The sequence below is a fragment of the Kribbella sp. NPDC059898 genome (assembly GCF_042730855.1).
Lineage (GTDB): Bacteria > Actinomycetota > Actinomycetes > Propionibacteriales > Kribbellaceae > Kribbella.
This window is the reverse complement of sequence record NZ_JBHWKR010000022.1, coordinates 43,888-65,243: the sequence shown is the minus strand read 5'-3', so window position 1 is coordinate 65,243 and position 21,356 is coordinate 43,888. Positions and strand designations below refer to the sequence as shown.

At 71.0% G+C, this 21,356-nt stretch carries 18 protein-coding genes; 7 read left to right on the top strand and 11 right to left on the bottom strand.

Annotated elements, in window-relative coordinates; all coding sequences use genetic code 11:
• Positions 1-104 precede the first annotated feature (104 nt).
• Positions 105-1,067 carry a hypothetical protein gene (locus tag ACFV9C_RS40760; RefSeq protein WP_380202669.1) on the top strand — a complete coding sequence of 321 codons (963 nt, stop codon included), beginning with the start codon at positions 105-107 and terminating at the stop codon, positions 1,065-1,067.
• A gap of 56 nt (positions 1,068-1,123) precedes the next feature.
• On the opposite strand, the gene ACFV9C_RS40755 is transcribed toward ACFV9C_RS40760, so the two are convergent.
• Entirely contained in the window at positions 1,124-1,417 is a 294-nt protein-coding gene (locus ACFV9C_RS40755) for a hypothetical protein (protein ID WP_344188059.1), read from the bottom strand.
• A gap of 140 nt (positions 1,418-1,557) precedes the next feature.
• Between ACFV9C_RS40755 and ACFV9C_RS40750 the strand changes: the two genes are divergently transcribed.
• Positions 1,558-1,896, top strand: coding sequence for a multiprotein-bridging factor 1 family protein (locus ACFV9C_RS40750; RefSeq protein WP_380202666.1), 339 nt, complete (start codon positions 1,558-1,560; stop codon positions 1,894-1,896).
• On the opposite strand, the gene ACFV9C_RS40745 is transcribed toward ACFV9C_RS40750, so the two are convergent.
• From ACFV9C_RS40745 to ACFV9C_RS40725, 5 genes are all read right to left on the bottom strand, one after another.
• A complete protein-coding gene (locus tag ACFV9C_RS40745; protein WP_380202664.1) occupies positions 1,897-2,547 on the bottom strand; it encodes a hypothetical protein in 651 nt (216 codons plus the stop codon).
• Positions 2,548-2,764: 217 nt separating this feature from the next.
• Positions 2,765-5,875, bottom strand: a complete 3,111-nt coding sequence (locus ACFV9C_RS40740; RefSeq protein ID WP_380202662.1) for a chromosome segregation ATPase — start codon at positions 5,873-5,875, stop codon at positions 2,765-2,767.
• Positions 5,872-6,528, bottom strand: a complete 657-nt coding sequence (locus tag ACFV9C_RS40735; protein WP_325037819.1) for a hypothetical protein — start codon at positions 6,526-6,528, stop codon at positions 5,872-5,874. The genes ACFV9C_RS40740 and ACFV9C_RS40735 overlap by 4 nt, the downstream gene beginning before the upstream one ends.
• Complete coding sequence (locus tag ACFV9C_RS40730) at positions 6,521-7,075, bottom strand: hypothetical protein (protein WP_380202659.1); 555 nt, start codon at positions 7,073-7,075, stop codon at positions 6,521-6,523. The genes ACFV9C_RS40735 and ACFV9C_RS40730 overlap by 8 nt, the downstream gene beginning before the upstream one ends.
• Positions 7,072-8,262, bottom strand: a complete 1,191-nt coding sequence (locus tag ACFV9C_RS40725) for a hypothetical protein (protein ID WP_380202657.1) — start codon at positions 8,260-8,262, stop codon at positions 7,072-7,074. Before ACFV9C_RS40725 ends, ACFV9C_RS40730 begins: the two co-directional genes overlap by 4 nt.
• Before the next feature lie 253 nt (positions 8,263-8,515).
• On the opposite strand from ACFV9C_RS40725, the gene ACFV9C_RS40720 reads away from it, so the two are divergent.
• The 4 genes from ACFV9C_RS40720 to ACFV9C_RS40705 all read left to right on the top strand — a co-directional run bounded on the left by ACFV9C_RS40720 (position 8,516) and on the right by ACFV9C_RS40705 (position 11,398).
• Positions 8,516-9,310, top strand: a complete 795-nt coding sequence (locus ACFV9C_RS40720; protein ID WP_380202655.1) for a TrmH family RNA methyltransferase — start codon at positions 8,516-8,518, stop codon at positions 9,308-9,310.
• 45 nt (positions 9,311-9,355) lie between these two features.
• The gene (locus ACFV9C_RS40715) at positions 9,356-10,342 is read left to right on the top strand and encodes a GDSL-type esterase/lipase family protein (RefSeq protein ID WP_380202653.1); all 987 of its coding nucleotides are present in this window, start codon (positions 9,356-9,358) and stop codon (positions 10,340-10,342) included.
• A gap of 80 nt (positions 10,343-10,422) precedes the next feature.
• Positions 10,423-11,055, top strand: a complete 633-nt coding sequence (locus tag ACFV9C_RS40710) for a maleylpyruvate isomerase N-terminal domain-containing protein (protein WP_380202651.1) — start codon at positions 10,423-10,425, stop codon at positions 11,053-11,055.
• Between the two features lie 4 nt (positions 11,056-11,059).
• On the top strand, positions 11,060-11,398 hold the full coding sequence (locus ACFV9C_RS40705) for an iron chaperone (RefSeq protein ID WP_380202649.1): 339 nt from the start codon (positions 11,060-11,062) through the stop codon (positions 11,396-11,398).
• Here the strand turns inward: ACFV9C_RS40705 and ACFV9C_RS40700 are convergent.
• From ACFV9C_RS40700 to ACFV9C_RS40690, 3 genes are read right to left on the bottom strand one after another with little or no spacing between them, the layout of a single operon-like run.
• Positions 11,389-12,294 (bottom strand): hypothetical protein, encoded by a 906-nt coding sequence (locus ACFV9C_RS40700; RefSeq protein WP_380202647.1) that lies wholly within the window; start codon positions 12,292-12,294, stop codon positions 11,389-11,391. The genes ACFV9C_RS40705 and ACFV9C_RS40700 overlap by 10 nt on opposite strands.
• 10 nt (positions 12,295-12,304) lie before the next feature.
• Positions 12,305-13,699: an SWIM zinc finger family protein gene (locus ACFV9C_RS40695; RefSeq protein WP_380202645.1), complete on the bottom strand. Its 1,395-nt coding sequence runs from the start codon at positions 13,697-13,699 to the stop codon at positions 12,305-12,307.
• The gene (locus tag ACFV9C_RS40690; RefSeq protein WP_380202643.1) at positions 13,692-16,484 is read right to left on the bottom strand and encodes a DEAD/DEAH box helicase; all 2,793 of its coding nucleotides are present in this window, start codon (positions 16,482-16,484) and stop codon (positions 13,692-13,694) included. The genes ACFV9C_RS40695 and ACFV9C_RS40690 overlap by 8 nt, the downstream gene beginning before the upstream one ends.
• Positions 16,485-16,575: 91 nt before the next feature.
• On the opposite strand from ACFV9C_RS40690, the gene ACFV9C_RS40685 reads away from it, so the two are divergent.
• Positions 16,576-17,544 (top strand): zinc-binding dehydrogenase, encoded by a 969-nt coding sequence (locus tag ACFV9C_RS40685; protein ID WP_380202641.1) that lies wholly within the window; start codon positions 16,576-16,578, stop codon positions 17,542-17,544.
• On the opposite strand, the gene ACFV9C_RS40680 is transcribed toward ACFV9C_RS40685, so the two are convergent.
• Both ACFV9C_RS40680 and ACFV9C_RS40675 read right to left on the bottom strand, forming a co-directional pair.
• Positions 17,545-19,950, bottom strand: coding sequence for a helix-turn-helix domain-containing protein (locus ACFV9C_RS40680; RefSeq protein ID WP_380202639.1), 2,406 nt, complete (start codon positions 19,948-19,950; stop codon positions 17,545-17,547).
• Positions 19,925-21,214 (bottom strand): diguanylate cyclase, encoded by a 1,290-nt coding sequence (locus ACFV9C_RS40675; RefSeq protein ID WP_380202637.1) that lies wholly within the window; start codon positions 21,212-21,214, stop codon positions 19,925-19,927. The genes ACFV9C_RS40680 and ACFV9C_RS40675 overlap by 26 nt, the downstream gene beginning before the upstream one ends.
• Positions 21,215-21,356: the final 142 nt, after the last annotated feature.

Here is a 21,356-nt window from a genome sequence, read left to right as displayed (position 1 = left end):
GGCGAACGGGTGCAGTTGGAACCGCCGACACGCGCGTGGCGGCTACGGGGCGTTAGGCGTGTGAAACTTTTGGTGGACTCGCCTGCGGTGAAGGAACGGCTCGTATGAAGCTTCATCGGAACTCGCTCCTGGTCGCGGCTGGGATTGTGGTTGTGTTGTACGTCGTTTCGCTCGTCGTGGGGTTGCCGGCGTGGGCTGCTGTGGTGCTGGTCGTGGTGATGTTGGTGTTGCTGGCTGTGGTGTGGAAGCAGCCGGAGGAACCCAAGCCGGTGGTGGCCAAGCCGGCGGCGCCGTCGCTGGTGTTGGCGGATCCGGATCCGGTGTTCTCCGGGCCGCCGTCGCGGACGGTGGCGGATGTCCGGTTGCCGTCGGCGTCGCCGGACTTCCAGTTCAGTTTCTCGGCTGTGGTGCAGTGGTCGACGGTGTTGTCGGGGTCCCGGCACGCCGATCTCGGGGCGGTGGCGGTGGACGCGTTGCTGGATCGGGCGCGGTCGTTGGCGGCGCGGCAGCAGGTGACCGAGGAATCGCTGAACCAGCATCGGCTGGCGGCGCTGCTCGGTGAGCCGGCGTTGGACGAGAAGGGGCAGGTCCGGAGCTGGGCGACCGAAGTGCGGTTGCGGCTGCCCGATTCGGATCAGAAGCACCTGCAGCACCTTGCGGCGTTGCACCGTCGGGAGCAGACCACGCTGATCGAGCGGCGGATGGAGCAGGACAAGCGCGCCTATCTGAAGGACGACGTCTTCGCCACGCCCGGGTCGGCCGCGGTGTGGTGGCTGGTGAACCATCCGGGTGAGGTCGAGACCGCGCTCGGGCTGCTCGAGACGTTGGCGGAACTGTCGGCCGCGGCGAACGACCTCCCCGGGCGGCGTGCCACCGCCGAGGAGATCGAACGCCCGCGGCCGACCCGTGCCGAACTCGCCTTCAGCACGGCGGTCGAAGAACTGACCGGGGCGGCTCGGACCGAGGCAGAACCGAACGGCGCCACGGAGAGCCGGACAACCCCGGCGGCGGAGTCGCACCAGCGCCCGGTCCCAAAGAAGTACCGGGAGCAGTTCTTCACCGAGTAGGCCGGCCAGGCGGGTTGGCAGGGTGTGCCCGCCGGGCCGGCGATCGATACGCATGGCTACTCGTCCAGCCAGCGGATCGTGGTCCGGCCGTTGTGCCCGTGGACGGTGAGCAGCGCGTCGATCCCGTCCTGCCAGACCGTCGTGGTCGGATAGCAGCCGCCCCAGCGCAACGCGACCGTCCCGTCGCTCCACAGCACGCCCTCCGCGACAACGCCCGTACCGCTCACTCCGGACACGTCCTCGTGCCGGAACAGCTGGAAGCAGCGCGGGCCGGAGCGGTTCGTGATGCGTAGATGACGCCGCTGGGCGGTGCGCTGCAGCGTCGCGGTTCGTCCGCTGGTCTCGTCCATGGCCCAAGTCAACGCGCGGCCGGCTGCCCGCACCAGGAACTCGACCGGTATCCACAGCGCACAAATTCGGCCCACCGACGGTCACCGAATCGCCATATTCTCATTGCACGGAGTAATCGACCTGCAAGGGAGCTGGACCGATGACGATCATCGACGAGTGGACGGGCCGGCACGCCCACGCCCTGCGTACGGCGCTGCGGCTGACGAACGAAGCGTTCGCCGAGCGACTGGGCATCTCGCCCCGGACGCTGACCAAGTGGCGGGAGAGACCCGAGTCGGTGCCCAGTCCGCTCCTCCAGGAGGCCCTCGACACGTACCTCAACCAGGCGCCGCCGGACGCGCACGTCCGGTTCGCTGCCAACCTCGGGCTGGACAACCACCAGGTGCCTGTCGACAGCGCTGTGCTGACCCAGCTGAACACAACACTCGGCGATCTGACACGCGCCCTGGCACGCCTGCAGCCGGGTGGGTCGGAGTGACTACTCCTCGGGAGCGATACCGACGAGGGCTGCCGCGGCACAGATGTGGACCGGCGTCAGGTCCGTGGGGGAGACGGGCGCCTGGAGGAGCGTGCCGCGTTCGTAGGGCGTGAGGGAGATGTCGATGCCGGGAGCGCCGGCCACCAGGCCGCGGATGTAGGTCAGCCAGCCCATCATCGGGATCCCGCGCCGGAAGACACCGGCGGCGGCGGCCAGTTCGGTGTCGGCGATGCTGGCCCACTGGGGTTCCCAGATCGTCACGACCGCGCGGAGGATCTGGGCGAACCGCTCCGACTGCAGCAGCGCGTCCTCGTCGCTCCAGTGCAGCGTGAGCTGGTCGGAGATGGTGGTCATCGTGCCGCCCATGGACAGGTCGAACAGCCACGGCAGCTCACCCGTGCTCTGCAGATGCAGCCGGGTCGTGCTCGTACCGTTCGCCAGGACCTTCGTGGTCGCCTCGACCATCTCCTCGAGCGGCGTCGACCCGTCGGCCTCGAGGACGTGGTACCCCCAGCGCTCGTCCTGAGTCCAGTTGTGGACGTCGGGGAACGCGACAGCGACCGCGGTCAGCGTGCGGCCGACGCGGAGCGCGCGGTGCTCGACGGACTCCTCACGATGCGACCACTGGGCGCGGAGCAGCCACGAAGCCATTCACGCCCTCCGATCATGAGGCGGCCGTTTCGGCGGGGATGCTGGCGACGGTACGCCGTCATACGACCGCTTGACCAGAGCTCCGTGCACTCGCTGCACGCGGGTACGGCGGCTCTCCGGAAAAGTCACCGGACCATACTGCTGCACCCGGAGGTCGGAGGTCTGCACCGGGGTCCGCTTTTGGTAACCACGTGTCGAAATCTGGACAAGTGTCAAGCTACGTCAAGGTCGGCGACGCCAGTTCCAGGGTCGGGGTGGAGCCTCGGTACGACGTCATCCACTCGCGGAGCAGCTCTACCCGGGCCGAGTTGTCCTCGTTGCCCTTCACCACCGGCGCCTGGTTGTACGGCATGGTGTCCGAGCTGCGCCGGAGCTTCACGTACAGCCGGGACGAGGCCAGGGCGTACCGCTCCATGTCGTCCTGCAGCGCGCCGATCACCGTGATGTTCCGGTCGCGGCCGATCTGCTCGAACAGCGCCACCGCCTCCCGCCGGTGCTGGGACCCGAGGTTGCGGCCGAGCTCGTCGAGGATCAGCAGCAGCGGACGGTCCGAGCCGCCGGCGAGCGCGGCCGCGCACACCAGCTTCACCGCCTTCTCGTCCATCTGGGCGGTGTTGCCCTTCACGTTGAACGCGGAGAACGGGCCGCCCTCCGATCGCCGCCACTTCGGCGTGACCGTCCAGCGCCACGGCTTGTCCGGCTCGGCCGGCGGATCCGGCTCCGGGAACTCGAGCTTCGCGCCGTACCCGCCGTACTGCTGGTCGAGCCGGTCGAACTCCTGGGACACCAACCGCAGCCGGGCCTTGATGCCGTCGGCCAGCGAGGCGCGGTGTGCGCGGGCCGTGCTCTCCGCCTCGTCGAGGCCTTCGCGGGCGCGTTCGAGGGCGGCGTTCCGCTCGGCGCGCTGGCTGGCGATCTGCTGTTGCTGCAGGCTGTCGAACGTCTCGTGCTGCGCGAGGTGGCTGCTCAGCGTCCGGTGCAGTGCCGGGACCAGGCCGACGCGGTCGCCGAGCGTGCCGTTCGTCCAGCCGTCCTGGCCGTTCAGGATCTCCCACAGCTCGGCCGGGATCTCCTCGCGGGAACGCGCGCTCGGGAAGCACCGGCGGATCACGTCGTCGAGCTGCGTGCAGGCCTGGTGGTTCCAGTCGGCGGTCGTCCGGCGCTGGGCGTCGTCCGGCAGGGCCAGCAGGAACTCGTCGGCCTCCTCGGGCGTGCCGCCCCACACCGTCGTCCGCGTGGTCAGGTCGAGCGCGCTCTGCTCTTCGCGCAGGGCGAGCCGGCGGCCGGTCAGCTCGTCGAGGATCCGGTTGTGGTCGCGGCGGGTGGCCTCGAGGTTCTTCAGGCGCTCGTCGCGGACGAGCTGCTGACCGGCGGCGGCCTCCGCGGACTCCTTGGCCGCCTGCAGTTGCGGTGCGAGCGAGTCGCGGTCCGTCTCGTGCCGGTCGACGGTTTCGCGGAGCGCGAGGATCTGCTCCTGCACCGATTCCGCGTCGGCCAGCGCGCGAGCGGCCGCCGTCCGGCGCTCTGCCTGCCCCACCCGCGAACGGGCCTGCTCCAGCGCGGCCGAGGCGAGAGTCCGGGCCTCGACCGCGGCCTCCACACGGCGACGGGCCGCCTCGATCCGCGCGGTCCGGCCGGTGATCGCCTCGTCGAACTGCCCGACCGCGACCACCCCGGCGACGTCGTCGATGGTGTCCTTGGTCGCCCGCTCGCCGATCGCCGCGAAGAACGTGTCCAGCACGAACCGCTTGTCCGCCGACTTCGGGCCGCGTTTCCGGGACGGCGCAGCACCGGGCCGATTCGCCAGCACCAGCAGGAATCCGGCGTACCCGGCGTCGGCCAGCGCGGTCGCGGCAACCGTCGCGTCGCCGAAGTCGATGACGACAGCCTCCCGGTACGGCGCCAGTCGCGGCTCCCACTCGGCCCGGTCGGAGGCGGGCAGCTCGGTGATGTCGGTGAGAGCGCCGCACTCGATGCCGGCGTTCTCCAGGACCTGCTGCTGCGGCGCCGACACGGTCTGACCGCTCTCCGCCTCACGCAGCTCGGCCGCCGCATAGTCGACCGCGGAGCGAGCGGCGTGGTCGCGGCCGATGTGCTCCTCAAGCACGGCGCGGGCCTCGTCCTGCTCCTCGCCGGCCACCGCCAGGTCCCGGCCGTCCGCGGAACGGCCCGCGTCCAGCAGCCGCCGGTGCTCCTGGCCGAGACGCTCCAGCTGCTCCCGCACCGAACGCTGCGCCAGATCGAGCTCCCGGTCGCGGGCGTCCAGCTTGTCCCGCTCCTGGCGGGTCAGCTGCACGCCGCGGAGCAGGTTCTCCTCGTTGCCGAACGCGTCGATCTCGGTCTCGATCGCTTCCTTGCGGGCCTCCTGCTCGGCGGCGCGCTCGTCCAGCGCCGCGATCTCCTGGAGGATCTCGGTGTTCCGCGCGGAGCCGTCGATCAGGTGCCGGGCCGAACGGGCCCGCCAGGACTCCTTCGCCGCCGCGAGAGCTTCGCGGGCCGCGGCACGCTGCAGGATGCCGGCCTCGACGGTCGCCATCTCATGCTCCCAGCGCTGCAGGTCGGTGGTTGCCTGCTTGGTCGCCTCGCGCTGCGTGTGCTCGGCGGAACGGTGCGCCTGCTCCTGCTCGAGCTCGTGGTCGAGACCGGTGAGCGTCGCGATCGCGTTGAAGATCCGCGCCGGGCCGAGCTCGTTCAGCGGCTCCGCGAGCAGGTTCGCGGTCGGGCTGGCCCGGACGGACGTCGACAGGAACGAGACGCACCGGACCTGTCCGCCGTACAGCACCTGGGAGAGCTTGTTCGCGTGGAAGTCGGTGCGCCCGTTCGAATGCGGCAGGGCTGCCCACAGCTCGTCGGCGCCCGCGGCGCGCTCGGCCTCGGTCGCGCCGTACGGGATGTGCAGGCCGTGTTTCCAGCGCAGGTCGATGTACGACGCCTTGCGGTTGATCCGGATCCACACCGTCACCGCGGCGGCCTCGATCTCGTCGAGGTCGGTCAGGTCCGGGTCGGAGAAGACGCCGACGATGTAGCCGCGGTCGACGTTCGACCAGTTGCCCTCCTGACCGGCCGCTTCGGCGGTGAACAGCAGCTCCGCCGCGCCCGGCGCGCCGCTGGTCAGCCGCCACTGGTCGTCCGCGTGCAGCAGGCTGAGCGCTGCGATCCAGGACGACTTGCCGGCGCCGTTGGAGTCGGTGGGACCCTGGCCGGCGACCGTGATCAGGCCGCGGCCGATCATCGGGATCGGGTGCGTGGACAGCCGGGACAGGTCGACGACCTGCACCCCGAGCAGCACCTTCGAGCCCAGGATGTCGAACGGCCCGTCGTCACTCATGCTTCTTCTCCCACTTCGACAGGGACCCCGTGGCGGGCGCGGATGGCTTCGGCAATCGGGCTGGCCGGGGCGGCGGCGAGGATCAGCTGGTCCTGGAGGCGACGGCGAGCGGCCGGCGTCAACCGCTGCAACTGTGGACCCGGGATGTACGACGGCCCGCCGGAGTGGTCGCCGGACAGCTGGATCAGCCCGGCGGCGCGCAGCCGCTGCAGCGCCAGCCGCCGCTCCTCGCCGCTGATCCGGGTGGTCCGCAGCTCGTCGACCGTGGTCGGCCGGGCGGACTTCCAGCTGTCGCCGGTGAGGATGCCTTCGCTGCGCGGGATCGCGACCGAGTGGATCAGCACCAGCACGAGCACCGCCCGGTCGATCACCGACAGCGGCTGCCAGCCCTGCGCGGCGAGACTGGCCGCGATGTCGTCGTCGTACCCGGCGGTCCAATGGGTGCCGTCGACGTGGACGAGCGTGCGGCCGATGAGCTTGAGCATCCGCTGCACCTGGCGGCGGAGCGTGACGTCGCGGAGGCCGGCCAGCTGTACTTCGGCGACCGGGTGGGCGGCGTACTGCACCGCGCTGAACGCGGCGAGCACCTCGTCGCGCGACCGGTCGCTGAGGTCCTGCAGCAGCGGGTCGAAGAGCGCGTGATGGTCAGTCATCCGCCACCTCCCGCGCAGGTGGATCCGGCAGGTGGCGGCACAGGTCACGGAGCGTCGACAGGTCGGCCGGGCTCCACGTGACGACGCGCGGTCCCAGGCGGACCTCGCCGGCGGTCTCGTCCCAGCGCAGCCAGTGCGTGGCGTGCAGGCGGCGCAGGCTGCCGATGATCAGCGTCATGTCGCTCGGCTGCTCCGGGCGGCCGCGCATCCCGGCGTACACCGATCTGATCTGCGCGATCGTCCCGGTCCCACCGGGCCAGGGCGACGCGCTGCGGTCCGTCCAGCAGCAGGCGACGCAGATCGCGAGCAGGCGGGCGGTCTCGTTCGGCAGCTCGACCGGGACCGGGGGAGCGCCGAGCTCCTCCAGCACGCTGTGGCCGGCGCCCGACGGGAGCGTCGGCACCAGCCAGACGCCGTCGGACGACGAGGCGCGGGTCAGGCCGGCGACCGCGGGGGTGTCCGGGTCGACCTCGATCGGTCCGGCGGACTGCACTTTCGCCCACCAGAGCGCGTTGTACAGCCGTCGCTCCACGGCCTCGGTGCTCACGAAACCACCCGGCGGAACACGCCCTCGGTCGCCCACGGCGTCCCGGCGTTCCGGTCGATGCGCATGCCGTCGGACCACACCAGCTCGTAGTCGAGCTCGTCGTGCAGATGCGCCGCCGTCAGTTCGGCGAGCACCCGGCGCGCGGTGATCCAGTCGCCGGCCTCGTCGACGACCTCGACGATGTCGACCGACAGGCGCCCCGCGAGCACCCGCTCCGCCTCGCGGCGCAGGTCCTCCCGGTCGGTCGCGGCGGCCGACTCCGGGGCGTCCTGGTCCGCGGTGGGCCGCGGCGGCGCCATCCGGGCCGTACCGCTCCGGCGCCCGGTCTCCACCGCCTCCACCATCGTCTGTGCGGAGAAGTCCGGCGCGGCGGCGTCGAACAGCAGACCGTCCAGTACGGCGGCGAGCGTCTCGGGCTCGCTGGTCCGGGTGAACGTCAGCCAGGTCTCGATCGGCAGCAGCCCGAGCGCCCGCGTCGTCCCCGCACGCTCGACCAGACGGCCGGCGGCGAGTTGTACGGCGTCGGCGTACGCGGCGAGCGCCATGCGCAGCGACGTACAGTCCCGATGCAGCTCCGGCCAGCGCCCGAGGACCAGGCGGTGCACCTTCTCGGCCTGCTCGATCAGGCGCTCGTTGCCCCACGCGAGCTGGGCGTTCTCCCGGAGCTGCGCCGTCGTACTGGTCGACACCAGGATCGCCAGCTCGTTGCCGAGCAGCCGGAAGACCTTGGTCAGCCGTCCGATAGACGCCTTGCCGTCGTCGGCCGTCGCCTGCGGGTCGCTGACGCTGTGCGCCTCGAGCGTGAGCAGCTGATGCAGCTCTGCCTGGCCGCCCTGGACGGACATCCGGCGCAGGAACATCAGCATCACGTACGGCGCGAACGCGGCGCGGTGACGCAGCTCGTTCGGCCGGTCGACGAGCTTGGTGATCGCGCCGTACTGCCGGAGCAGGTCGAAGCGGCGGACGATCACGTCGTGCGGGTACGCGCGGCACGCGAGCGTCGCCTGCTCCACGGTCAGGCCGTCGCTGCCGGCCTCGGCGAACGCGTCCAGGATCGCCTGGTCGACGTCCAGCAGCTCGGGATCGACGATCATGGCGCCGGACTCCCGGGCGAGCACGGCGAACACCTGACGGTAGACGCGCAGCACCGCTGCTTCGGCCTCGGCGTCGAGCAATGTCGCGTCCATCCGCACTCCCTCCCGTGAGAAAAGGACTCTAACCACCCGCACCGACAGACCAAAACCCGCCTGGCACGGGCCTGTGGAAAACCGGATGACGGCGGAGGTACGGCTGCCTACGATCCGGAGTGTGATGAGAATCCTTGGCTGACGCGGTCGGGAAGGCCGCGTCAGTACCACGGCACCTCCGGGTGTCGCCCCGCCGGAGCGGACCGTCGTGTCCCCGGCGCGCTTGCTGATTCTCTCCGTACGGAGCCTGCACATGACTGTGCATCCCGCTGCCCGCCCCATCGGCGCGCAGCACCCCCGTGTCCGTGACCTGCTCGCCCTGCGCAAGGACGGCTCGCCCGGCCGGATCATGGTCGAAGGAACGTGGGAACACGACCGCCTGCCGACCACGACCGCCACCATCGAGGCGTTCTTCTGGTGCCCGGAGGCCGGGATCCCCGACGTCGACCGGTACGCCGCCCGCGCCGCGGAGGTGTACCGCATCTCCGAGAAGCTGCTCGCCCGGCTGTCCCGCAAGAGCCGCCCCGACGGCCTGCTCTCGATCGCCCGGGTCCCCGAATGGCGCCCGCACGCGTTCTGCTTCTCCGACCGTTCGCTGGTCCTGGTCGCCGACGGCGTCGAGTACGCCGGCAACCTCGGCACCCTGATCCGTACGGCGGACGCCGCCAACGCCGACTGCCTCGTCCTGACCAGCCGCCGCGCCCGTCCGACGCACCCCGCCGTGTACTCCGCGAGCCGCGGCACCGTCCTTTCGACGCCGATCGTGGAGTTCGACGACATCCCGTCCGCGGCCGCCTGGCTGCGGAGTCACCGGTTCCGGGTCCACCTCGCCGACCCGGCCGCGACCGGGACGTACCGGGTTCCGCGCTACGACGGCCCGACCGCGTTCGTGGTCGGGTCCGAGGGCTCGGGGCTGTCGCGGGCCTGGCACGACCAGGGGTTCGACGCGGTGTCGATCCCGATGCTCGGCCAGGCGGACTCGCTGAACGTCGCGCTGTCCGCCGGGATCCTGCTGTTCGAGGCGCGGGCCCGGAAGGAAGGGTGGTGACGTCGTTGGCAGAATGACAGCTCCGTCGACGAGAAGGAGCAAGCCGTGCCGTTCGAACCTGGCGAGGTCATCGCCCCGTCCGATCCGCGCATCGTCCTGGAGGGACAGTGGGGCCACCAGCCGGGTGTGGCGATCACCGTCAACTCCGGCTCCCGGATCTCCTTCTCGTACGCCGGTGAGCGGCTGCAACTGCTCTTCGATACCGACGGGCTGACGGTCGCCCCGCACCTGTGGATAACCGTCGATGACAACGAGCCTTCGCTGTACGTTGTCGACCAGCCGGTCATCGAGCTCGCAGCGCCCGACGGCCGGCACCAGGTGTCGGTCGTGATCAAGGACGTCAACGAACACGCGAACCGCTGGAACCCGCCGTTCGGGTGCGCGGTCGTTTTCGCAGGCCTGGTGCTGGACGCGAGGTCGGTGCTCCGGCTCAGCGGGCGGCCGGGCGGTCCGCGGATGGAGTTCTACGGCGACTCGATCACGCAGGGCGTGCGGTCACTGAGCACGCACTCGGAGTCGGAGGGCGCGGACGGTACGACGTCGTACGCGTACCTGACTGCCCGCGCGTTCGGCGCCACGTCGTACCAGGTGGGGTTCGGCAGCCAGGGGATCAGCAAGCCGGGGAACGGCGAGGTGCCGTCCGGCGTCGACTCGTTCGGCTGGAACTTCGCCGGCTCGCCCGCCGAACGCGTCGAGCCGTCCGACGTCGTCGTGATCAACCTCGGCGTCAACGACCCGACGCTGGAGGTCGAGGAGTACGCGGACTACGTGCGCCGGGTGCGGGCGGCGTACCCGACGACCGCGATCGTGTCGCTGACCCCGTTCAACGGCAAGCACGCGGAGACGATCCAGGCCGCCGTGAAAACCCTCGACGACCCGAACCTCGTCTGCATCGACTCCACCGGCTGGATCACCGAGGACGACTGCACCGACCAGGTCCACCCGTCCGTCGCCGGCCACGCCACCATCGCCGACCACCTGATCGCCGCCCTGGAGGACCAGACGCCGCTACGCCGCTCTCCTTCTATCTAGCCCAGAAACGATCGCTGCGCAACAGACTGTTTTTCGATTTCTCGACACCGCACACTCGTGGGTGTCGAGAGGAGCTTTTTGTGCTGACGGCAGACGATGTCGAGACGGCGAGCGACTGTGTGGTCGAGGCGCTGCGGCCGGCGGCGGACGCCGACTGGGGTGTGCCGGCCGGGTCGATCGAGTGGAGTTGCCGGCGGACGGCGGAGCACATCGGGCAGGCGAACCTGCACTGGGCGTCGCAGCTCGCGGTCGGTGCGCGCACGCAGTACGTCCGCTGGTCCGCGCAGGCGCAGCCCCTCGCGCCGCCGGCCGGCGTACTGGATTTCGTCGAGGCGGCCGGGCGGATCCTGGCGCTGGTCGTCCGGGCGAGTCCGGCGCGGACGCGGGCCTTTCATCCGTGGGGGATCGGCGATCCGGAGGGGTTCGCCGGGATGGCGTGCGTCGAATGGCTGGTGCACGGGCAGGACCTGGCCGAGGGGTTGGGCTGCGTGCTGGAGCCGCCCGCTGATCTCTGCGATCGGGTGCTGACGCGGCTGTTCCCGCACGAGCCGCGGCTGGTGGACGAGCCGTGGCGGGAGCTGCTGCGGCTGACCGGTCGTACGGCGGGTGCGCCGGAGTCGTGGAAGTGGCGGCCGACGCCACTCGGCGAACCGTGGGACGGCGCGCCGGTGCCGGAGCCGATGCCGTTCACGCCGTTGAGCGCGGCAGGATAGTCGGATGGCCGACACCGTTGACGAATACATCGCGTCGTTCCCACCGGACGTGCAGGAGATCCTCGAGCAGGTACGCCGTACGATCCACGCTGCCGTACCGGGCGCGGGGGAGAAGATCAGCTACCAGATCCCCGCCATCACCCTCGACGGCACCGGCCTCCTGCACTTCAGCGCCTGGAAGTCCCACATCGCCCTCTACCCGATCCCCCCGATCGACGAGGACCTGACGCCGTACATCTCCGGCAAAGGCACCCTGAAGTTCCCGCTGAACAAGCCGATCCCGTACGACCTCATCACCCGGATAGCCCAGGCCTTCGTTGCCGCCCGCACCAATCAGGAGTAGGCGGGGGCGATCGCCCGCGCGAGCATCACGATCGGGACGGGTTTCATCTCGGCGTACGGCGCGGAGCTGACGATCACGAACTGGCCCCGAGCGGTCCGGAAGACGAGGTAGCCATCGTCCTGCTGCCAGCCTTCCGCGCCTACGGTGACGCGATGGTTCTGGACCGCCGGGTCGGCGCCGGCCGTCTGGACAAGGTGGAAGTCGATTGCCTCGTCGGATCCGCGATCGCCCGCGATCGCCCACACGGAGGCGGTTTCGTTGCCCCACTCGCACCAGAGGTGCCCGTCGACGAGCGTGTCACGCCGCGCCACGGCCGCCCCGCCGATGACGTGCTCGGCTGCGGCGGTGCCGCGTTCGCATTGGGGCCGGACGATCCTCGCCTTCGCGACCGGGAGGCCGCCGGGAACCGCCGTGATGGCGTGAGCGACGGACAGGAGCTCATCCATCGTGGCGGCACCGTCGGGCGCGGCCCGCAGCCGGACCTGGCGGTTGCCTGTGCGAAACACCAGCCACGGTGCGGCGGCTGCCGGGTTGAGTGCCCACGAGCCGTCGCCCATCCCGCCGTCGGTGACTTTGGCGGCGTAGCTGCGGTCTGCTGTCTGGATCTCGTCGAACTTCCGATACCTGGCTGCTTGCGCGGCGGTGACCGGAAGGATCGAGACGAGGACCTGGATCTGGTGGGTTGACTGCGCCGGAGCTACCAGGTTGCAGAGGTCCGAGAGCGGTGCCGTGGGCCAGGATTCGCCGGCCTTGGTGGTCCAGTTGCCGGGGAGGGTTGGGCGGATGCGATCGCAGAGGTTGCCGGTTGGGGTGGGTGCGGTCTGGTTGGTGGTGTGGGGGTCGCAGCCGAGCAATGCCAGAAGTAGGACTGCGGTGATTGTCGCTCGGCGGCGCATGGGGGTTCCTTCAGAGGAGGTCATTTGGGTCCGCTGCGGGTGGGCGGGTCAGGGTCCAGTCGTTGAACTGGTTGTCGAAGCGGTACCAGAGGTTGTCCCTGCCGAGGCGGAGTTGGAGTTTGCCGGCGGTGACGCGGTTGGCTTCGGTGGTGGCGTGGGGGAGGACGGTGACGGCTTCGGCGAGGGCTTCGGGGGTGACGTCGTGCGGGGCGTCGACGGTGACGGCGAGGCCGCCGGGGCCGCCGTGGTGCCAGGCGGTGGCCCAGGTGGTGAGGCGGCGGGCGGGGATGCCGGCGCGGTGCGCGAGGTCAGCGAGTTCCGGCGTACCGAGGGCTGCCGCGGCCCGGCGGGCGAGGTCCTGCTCGAAGGTGAATGGGTCGTGGGGCGCGCCGGACGCGAGCTCCCACGCACGGCGAGCGGCGTCGGTCGCGAGGGCAACCAGCTCCCGTACGTCGACCCCGGCCGACCGCGGCGGATCCAGCACCTTCACCGCCGCCGGCACCCCAGGCGCACCCAACGGCCGAGGCGGCACCGGAATCGGCACGACCGGCGCGACGGGTGCGGCGACCCGATCCACGGCTTCGCCCAGGGTGCCGCGATCGGCCGGGGTGCCGCGGTCGTCCCCGGCAGCGGGGATGGCGGGGTTGGCGGGGGTGCCGCGATCGACCCCGGCAGCGGGGGTGGCGGGATCTGCGACGTGGGGATCGTTGCCGCTAGGAAGGTGGCGGGTGAAGGCCGCTATCGCCGGGATGCCGGCGGGCGCGGGTGTGGGTGGGGGTGGTGGGGGAGTTCCGCCGCCCCGGCGGGCGCGGAGGCTGGCGAGGAGCTCGTCCCGGGGGCGCCCGCGGAGGAGCAGCAGCGCGAAAGGGTCGTCGTCCAACGCGTCGGCGACCAGGTAGCAGACGGCCGCGGAGTGCTTGCACGGTACGGCGAAGTCCGGGCAGTTGCAGTTCGTCAGCACCTCGCCCGCGCCGGGCAGGAGGTCCAGCCCGGTCGCCCGTACGTCGTCCACGACCTCCGGCGGAAGCTCCCCGTCGAGGAGCGCCGCCACCCGCCCGATCTGCGCCGACACGACGTCCAGCACGGCATCCCACTCGGCAGCGGAGAACGCCCGGATCCGCACAGTCACCTGGTACGGCGTGACCCGGCTGCCCTGCACCACCGCCTCGACCTCGCCCGGGCTGACCGTCAACTCCAGAACACTCCCGCGCCGCGCGTACGACCGCCCACGCGACAACCGTCCCGGATCGAGCCGCGCCCGCTGCTCCAGCGCCTCCAGCCACGCCCGCCCCCACCACGTCGCCCCGAACGACCGCCGGCTCCCGGGACCCCGAGCGGCCGGCAACCCGGCGTCCTCACCTTTACGACGCCAGCCCTGCCAGGGCGTGCGGTCCTCGTCAGCCATCGGATTTCCCAATGGCAGAAGGGTTGTACGCGCTCGCCGACCCCGACCGCGACGGCCCCGTCGACAGCTCCACCAGCTCGGTCAGCTCGGTGTCCGACAGCTCGCTCAGCCACGCCTCGCCCGAGCCGACGACCGCGTCCGCGAGGTCCCGCTTCGCGTTGATCACGGTCGCGATCCGGTCCTCCAGCGTGTTCTCGGTGACGAGCCGATGGACCTGCACCGGCCGGTCCTGACCGATCCGGTACGCGCGGTCCGTCGCCTGATCCTCGACGGCCGGGTTCCACCAGCGGTCGTAGTGCACGACATGCGTGGCCTGCGTCAGCGTCAGCCCGACCCCGCCGGCCTTCAACGACAGCAGGAACACCGGCGCCACGCCCGCCTGGAACTGCTCCACCATCTCCGAGCGTTTCCGCACCCCGATCCCGCCGTGCAAGAACAGCGTCGGCACCTGCCGCGCCGCCAGATGCGCCTCGATCAGCCGGCACATCTCGACGTACTGGCTGAAGATCAGCACCGACTCGCCCTCGGCCAGGATCACGTCGAGCAGCTCGTCCAGCGCGGCGAGCTTCCCGGAGCGGCGCTCCAGCGGGCCGGGCTCGTGCAGGAACTGCGCCGGGTGGTTGCACACCTGCTTCAGCTGCGTGAGCAGACTCAGCACCAGCCCGCGCCGCGCGATCCCCGACGCCTCCTCGATCTTGGCGAGCGTCTCCTTCGCGACGGCCTGGTACAGCGTCGCCTGCTCGGTCGTCAGTGGTACGACGACGTCGTGCTCGGTCTTCTGCGGCAGCTCCGGCGCGATCCCGGGGTCGCTCTTGCGCCGGCGCAGCAGGAACGGCCGCGTCACCCGGGCCAGCCGCGCGGTCGCCTCCTCGTCGTGGAACCGCTCGACCGGTACGGCGACGTCCTGGCGGAACCGGTCCAGCGTGCCGAGCAGCCCGGGCGCCGACCAGTCGAGGATCGACCACAGCTCGGACAGCCGGTTCTCCACCGGCGTACCGGTCAGCGCGATCCTGGTTGCCGACGGCAACGTCCGCAGCGCGCGGGCGGTCCGGGACAACGGGTTCTTCGCGTGCTGCGCCTCGTCCGCGACGGCCAGGCCCCACCCGATCTCACCGAGCAGCCGGTGATCCTGGCGGACCACGCCGTACGTCGTCAGCACGACCTCGTCCGCGGCGAGATCGCTGAGCGTCCGACCCGGGCCGTGGTACCGCCGGGTGGGTACGTCGGGGGCGAACCGCTCGAACTCGCGCTCCCAGTTGCCGAGCAGCGTCGACGGGCAGACGACGACTGTCGGACCGCGGCCCTTGAGCTGCAGGTGCAGCGCGATCACCTGGATCGTCTTGCCGAGGCCCATGTCGTCGGCGAGGCAGCCGCCGAGGCCGAGGTTCGCGAGCTGCGCCATCCACGCGACACCGCGGCGCTGGTAGTCGCGGAGGGTCGCGCGCAGGCCGGCGGGCTCGGCGTACGGCGCGGGCTCGTCGGCCGACCGGAGCTTCGCCAGCAGCTGCGCAAGCGAGCCGTCCGCGTCGAACGGAACCAGCTGGCCGTCGACGTCGATCGTCCCGGTCAGCGCGGCCCCGAGCGCCTCCGCGCCGGTCAGCGTGCGCGTCGATCGGTCGCGCAGGCGGCGTACGACGTCGTGGTCGACGCGGATCCAGCGGCCGCGCATCCGGATCATCGGACGCTTCGCCTCGGCCAGCGCGGCGACCTCCGCCTCGGTCAGGTCCTGGTCGTCGAGCGTCGGGCGCCAGCGGAACGAGATCAGCTCGGTCAGGGTGAAGTCGGGTCCGGTGATGGCGCCGGGCGTCGGTGTCGCGACGCTCGCCCGGAGCGCGAGCTGCCCGGCGAAGAGCTCGGTCGGCCACAGCACCTCGATGCCGGCGCCTTCCAGCTCGGGACTGCCTTCCGCGAGCTCCTCGAGTGCCGCGTCGTCGATCGGGATGTCCTCGGGCGCGGCGTCCCGCAGCGCCGTACCGAGCGGTGGCCAGACGCGGGCACCACGTCGGAGCGCCAGCAGCAGGTCGGTCTCGGCGCGCTCGCCGAGGGCGGTCAGTACGGCGGCGGGCGCGTTCCACAGGTCCGCGACGTCCACCAGCAGACTCGGATCCAGCCCGCTCCGCAGCTGCAGCACCGCCCGGAAGTCCTCGGCCGTCTCGGGCGGCTCGATCCGCAGCACCAGCCGGGTCCCGGCCTGCTCGGCCAACGCCGTCTCGTCCAGCCAGGCCGTCGGCCCTTGGAGAGCAACGGGTTCGACGGCCGCGAACGGGGCCGCGCCTGGACGAACCGAGACGGCCGCAGCCGGCGTACGGACGAGAGAGTCGGCCAGCGCGTCCCAGAAGGAACGGATCAGCTGCTCCGGCTCGACCAGCCGGACCGGCCGGGTGCCCGCGATCGGCAGCGCATGCCCGTACGCCGGCATCGCGGCGCCGAGGTTCCGCAGCCACGCGTGGTCGATCGGGTCCAGCGGAGCCACCCGCCACGCGCCGTACCCCTCCGCGCTCTTGTCCGGCACCAGCCGCCCGCGGCCGATCAGCACCAGTCCCGCGAGCCCGGCCGCCCGCCACGCGGCCCAGCTCCGCGAGGCCTCGCCCTCCGGCTCGGTCAGACGGCTGACGACCTCGTCCATGGACAGCAGCCGCGCGGGCACGGTCGTCCGGCGGACCGCCGTACCGCGGGGGAGAACCAGCTCGACACTGCCGTCGGCGGTCTCACCGGACAGATCGCCGTACAGCGCCAGCCGGCCCGCGCGCGGCGGATCGGCAGGCACGAACACGGCGTCGAACATGCCCCGCAGAATACTTGGCACCATGGACAGAATTTGACCTGAACCAAAGTTGAGGTTGCACGCTCTAGACCTCCGACCAGAAGGAACAGCGATGCGTGCAGCAGTGGTGACCGCGTTCGGCGGTCCGGAAGTGATCGAGGTCCGCGAAGTGCCGGATCCGGTGCCCGCCGCGGGGCAGGTGCTCGTGGAGGTGGAGCTCGCGGACCTGATCTTCGTCGAGACCGCGATCCGGCGCGGCGGCCACGGGAAGTTCTTCGAGGTCGAGCCGCCGTACGTTCCCGGTAGCAACCTCGGCGGCCGGGTCCGCGCGGTCGGCCCCGGCGTACCGGCGGACTGGATCGGCAAGACCGTGGTCGGCCGGCCACCGAACTTCGGCGGCCATGCCGAACTCGCGGTCCTCACCCCCGAGGTCGAACTACCGCCCGAGCTCGCCCTGGAGACCGCGGTCGCGGTGTACGGCGACGGCTTCACCGCGCTGATGCTCGAGGAGCTCGCGCCGTCGATGACCGGCCGGAACGTCCTGATCACCGCCTCCGCCGGTGGCATGGGCCTGCTCCTGATCCAGCTCGCGCACCAGGCCGGCGCGCACGTGATCGCGGCCGCCCGCGGCGAGGAGAAGCTCGCGCTGAGCCGCGCCCAAGGTGCCGACGTACTGATCGACTACAGCAAACCGGGCTGGGAGAAGTCGGTGCTAGAGGCAACCAACAACCAGGGCGCCGACATCGTCTTCGAAGGCGCCGGCGGCGAACTCGGCGCCACCGCGTTCACCGTCACCAAGGACGGCGGCTGGTTCTCCGCCCACGGCGCCCCCAGTGGCGGCTTCGCCCCCATCGACCCAGCCACCGCCGACCGCCGCGGCATCACCGTCAAAGGCATCATGGACCTCCGCGCCGACTCCACCACCACCAAGGTCACCGCCCACAACGTCCTGACCCGCGCCGCCAAGGGCGACCTCCGCCCCGTCATCGACCGCATCTACCCCCTCGCCCAACTCCCAGACGCCCACCAGTCCCTGGAAAACCGCACCCTGCGAGGAAAGGCCCTGATTCGGATCCGCTGACTAGTCGAGCAGCCTGAGGAGGTCGACGGCCTGCTGCTCCGCGTGTGGGGCGTAGACGCGGAGCAGCGCCGCCGCCTCCTGCCATCGGCCGCGGGCCTCCTGCAGCCGGCCGCGCGCGTACTCGATCTGACCAGCGACCAGCAGTAGTTCACCCTCCCGATGCCGATCCGCGCCCGAGCGGGCGTGGGCCAGGCCGGCGGTCGCGTACCGGGAAGCCGCCGATTCGTTGTCGCGGGCAAGTTCCAGACTCGCGAGCCGCAGCAGCATCTCCGCCTGACCGTTCTCGTCACCGGACGCGGCGAAGCTCTCGAACCCGCGGAGCAAGGCGGTGGCCGCGTCGTCGACCTGCCCGGCCGCCAGGTACGCGTGACCGATCATGCCGTACCGCTTGGCCAGCGACCGCTGGTTCAGTCTGGCCTCGGCGATGCCGATGCTGAGCTCGAACGACGACCTCGCCAGGTCGTGCCGGCCTTGTTTGGCCAGCGCCGTACCACGGATCAGCAGCCCGAGGCCTTCGACGTTCGGGTCCCCGATGGTGCGGCTGAGGTCGAGCGTACGGTCGGTCCACACGAGGCACTCGTCGAGGCGGTCCTGGATGCTGTACACGTAGCTGATCGACGAGCAGCACCGGGCCTGACCGACAGCGTCGTCCAGCTCCTCGAACAGATCCAGGGCCCGGAGCAGATGCTGCTCACCGGACTCCAGGTCATGGTGTTCGACGTCCGGGATGGCGCGATCGTGCTGCAGCCACGCGGCGAGCAGGCGGTGCTCGGCACCGGCCACTTCCTGCGCGGCGCTGATGATCGATCGCATCTGCGGCCAGCACGACCGTGCTTCGTGATAGCCGAACAGCGCCAGCGCCAGCTCGGGCAGCCGCCCGTGGAGCGCGGGCGTCCGCCGCGCCTGACCGAACGCCTCGATGAGGTTCGCCTGCTGACCGTCGAGCCATTCCAGGGCGGCGCCCGCGTCGCTGAATCCGACCGGATCGGACGTGGATCCGGCCAGTGCGACCCGTCTGCTGTGGTGATGGGTCAATCGTTGGCATGACCAAGCAATGTCGACGTACAGCTGGAGCAGCCGGTCGAGTGCTCCTTGCTGGAGGGTTTCGGGCAGCTCGGTCAGCCCGCGCTCGCGGGCGAACGTGAGGACGAGGTCGTGGAGCCGGTACCGCCCGGGCGCGACCGCCTCGAGCAGGTTGAGGTCGACGAGGCGCTCCAACGATCGCTCCGCCTGGTGCACCGGCTCGTCGAGCAGCGTGGCGGCTGTGAGCGTGATGAGCTCCGCGCTGCTGAGCAACCCGAGGTAGTCGATCGTCGCCGCCGCACGGCGGTCCAGTGCGCTGTCACTGGCGGCCAGGAACTCGAGCGACCCGGCGATGTTCGCCCGTACGCCGGACTCGCCGGAGCCGAGCTGGTCGAGCCGTCTGCGTTCGTCGCGCAACTGCTCGACGAGATGCGCGACCGGCCAGTTGGGGCGCGCTGCCAGCCGGGCGCCCACCAGCCGTACGGCGAGCGGCAGGTTGCCGGTCAGCCGCGCGATCTCCCGGGCATCGTCGCTGTCGACCGAGATCCGCGCGGCGCCCGCGACCGTGGACAGCAGCTCGACCGTCGCCGCATCGGGCAGCGGTACCAGTCCGATCTGGACGCAGCCGGGAAGCGTGATGAGCGCCCGGCGACTGGTGATCACGACCGCCGGGCCGGGCGCGCCGGGCAGCAGCGGCGCAACCTGCGCGGCGCTGTTCGCGTTGTCCAGGACCAGCAGCACCCGCCGGCCCGCCAGACAGCTGCGTAGCATCGCGGTCGCGCCGTCGACGTCATCGGGAACGACCCAGGAAGGCAAGCCCAGCGACCGCAGCAACTGGCCGGCGGCCGCGAGCGGTTCGACCGCGTCACCAGGCCCGTAGCCACGCAGATCGATGTAGAGCTGCCCGTCCGGAAAGCTCGGTGCGACGAGGTGCGCCGCCCGGGCCGCCAGCGCTGTCTTGCCGACTCCGCCCATACCGCTGATGGCGAACATCGGCACTGTGTCAGGGACCTCGGGAACGGTGGACAGAACGGACAGCAGCCGTTCCAGCTCCTCCTCGCGGCCCGTGAAGTCGGCGGGCGCGGACGGAAGTTCGTGCGGCACCCGAGGCGGTCCGGTCGCTCGTACTGCGTTCTGTTGCTTGGCGGCCCGCAGCAACGCTGCGGTGGCCGCGGCGTCCAGTTGTAGTGCCTTGCCGATCGCGTCCAGCGTCTGGCGGCGCGGCCGGCGGCGGGTACCGCGTTCGATCAGGCTGATCGCCTGCTCGCTGAGGCCCGCGAGTTCCGCGAGCGCGGCCTGCGTCAGACCCGCGGTTCGCCGGTGGCCGCGCAGCAGCTCGGCGACGCTGCCGGCGCTGTCAGTCGGTGACGGATTCGTCTGCACGATCGGCGATGCCGGGCCGGGCGGTGACGATCTTGTTCCGTCCGTCTCGCTTCGCGCTCAGCAGTGCGTTGTCGGCGGCCAGGATCAGCTGGTCCATCGTCTCGGCGACCTCGGGGTAGACCGCCGCGCCGATGGAGGCCGGTACGCCGGTGATCACGGTGCTGCTGGCGCTCGTGGTCTCCACCGCGACGCTCAGCTTGCTGAGCCGGTCGCGGATCCGGCCGGCCACCTCGAGCACCTCGCCCTCGGAGGCGCCGGGCAGCAGGACCGCCAGCTCGTCGCCACCGACCCGGGCGACCAGATCGCCCTGGCGGACCTCGGCGCGGATGCTCTCCGCCACCGCCCGCAGTGCCTGGTCACCGGCCGGGTGCCCGTACGTGTCGTTGATTTCCTTGAACTTGTCGAGATCCAGCATCAGCAGCCCGACAGTGCTCCGCAGCGACTGCGCCCGGGCCAGCTCCGCGGGCACTGCGCTGGCCCAGTACGCCGGTGTGGCCAGGCCGGTCTTCACGTCGGTACCCGCCGCGCGCTGGAACTGCGGCAGCAGCAGATCGCGGTGCAACGTCAGCACCGTCACCATCAGGATCGGAACCACCCAGGGGTACGACGCTTGCAGTGCGGCGACCGCTACGCCGAGCCCGAGGCCCGCGACCACTACGAGCTGGTCTGCCAGATCACCCAACGCACCACGCGCGGTGGCGTCCGGGGACGACAACAGGATCGCTCCGATGACCAGCGCGAAGTTCACCAGCCACCAGGTCGTTGCCGCGCCCAGCACGACCAGCAACGGCCACGGGCCGGTCGGTACGCGCGGCTCGTGCAGCAGGCCGCCGGCACGCAGTACGGCGGCACCTGCCGCGCTGGCCAGGATGAACGTGCTGGCCGAGAACACCTTCCGGTGCGCGATCGTCCGGCCGTAGACCCGGATCCAGGAGTAGCCGTACGAGATCACGACCAGCGCGACCACCAGGCTGAGGGGGAGCAGCAACAGCCCGGCGAACACCCAGAGGCTCTTGAGGTTCGTGTACGGCGAGGTATTGGCTGCCATCTCGCGTCGGCGCTCGATCCCGCGGGCAGACTCCAGGTGCAGGATGGACGCTGCCGTCAGCACGCCGAAGGCCAGCCACTCCTTGTCGCTGACGCCCCGGGACATCGTCGATCCGGCAGACAGGACGGTGATCATGATCGCGACCGCATCGACCCCGAGAACGTACGACAACGCGGGACGGGGGAGCGACCAGAGCTTCCACTGCCGGGGTGGCACCAAATTGCTCCGACCGATCAGAATCATTGTGGCCTCACCAGGATCGACCTGAACGGTTATTCCTGAATAGTAACTGCCTGTTCACGCGAGGTCAGCACCGGCCCGCGTTTGTTTCATCCCCTGGGATGACGAAGGAAGGATC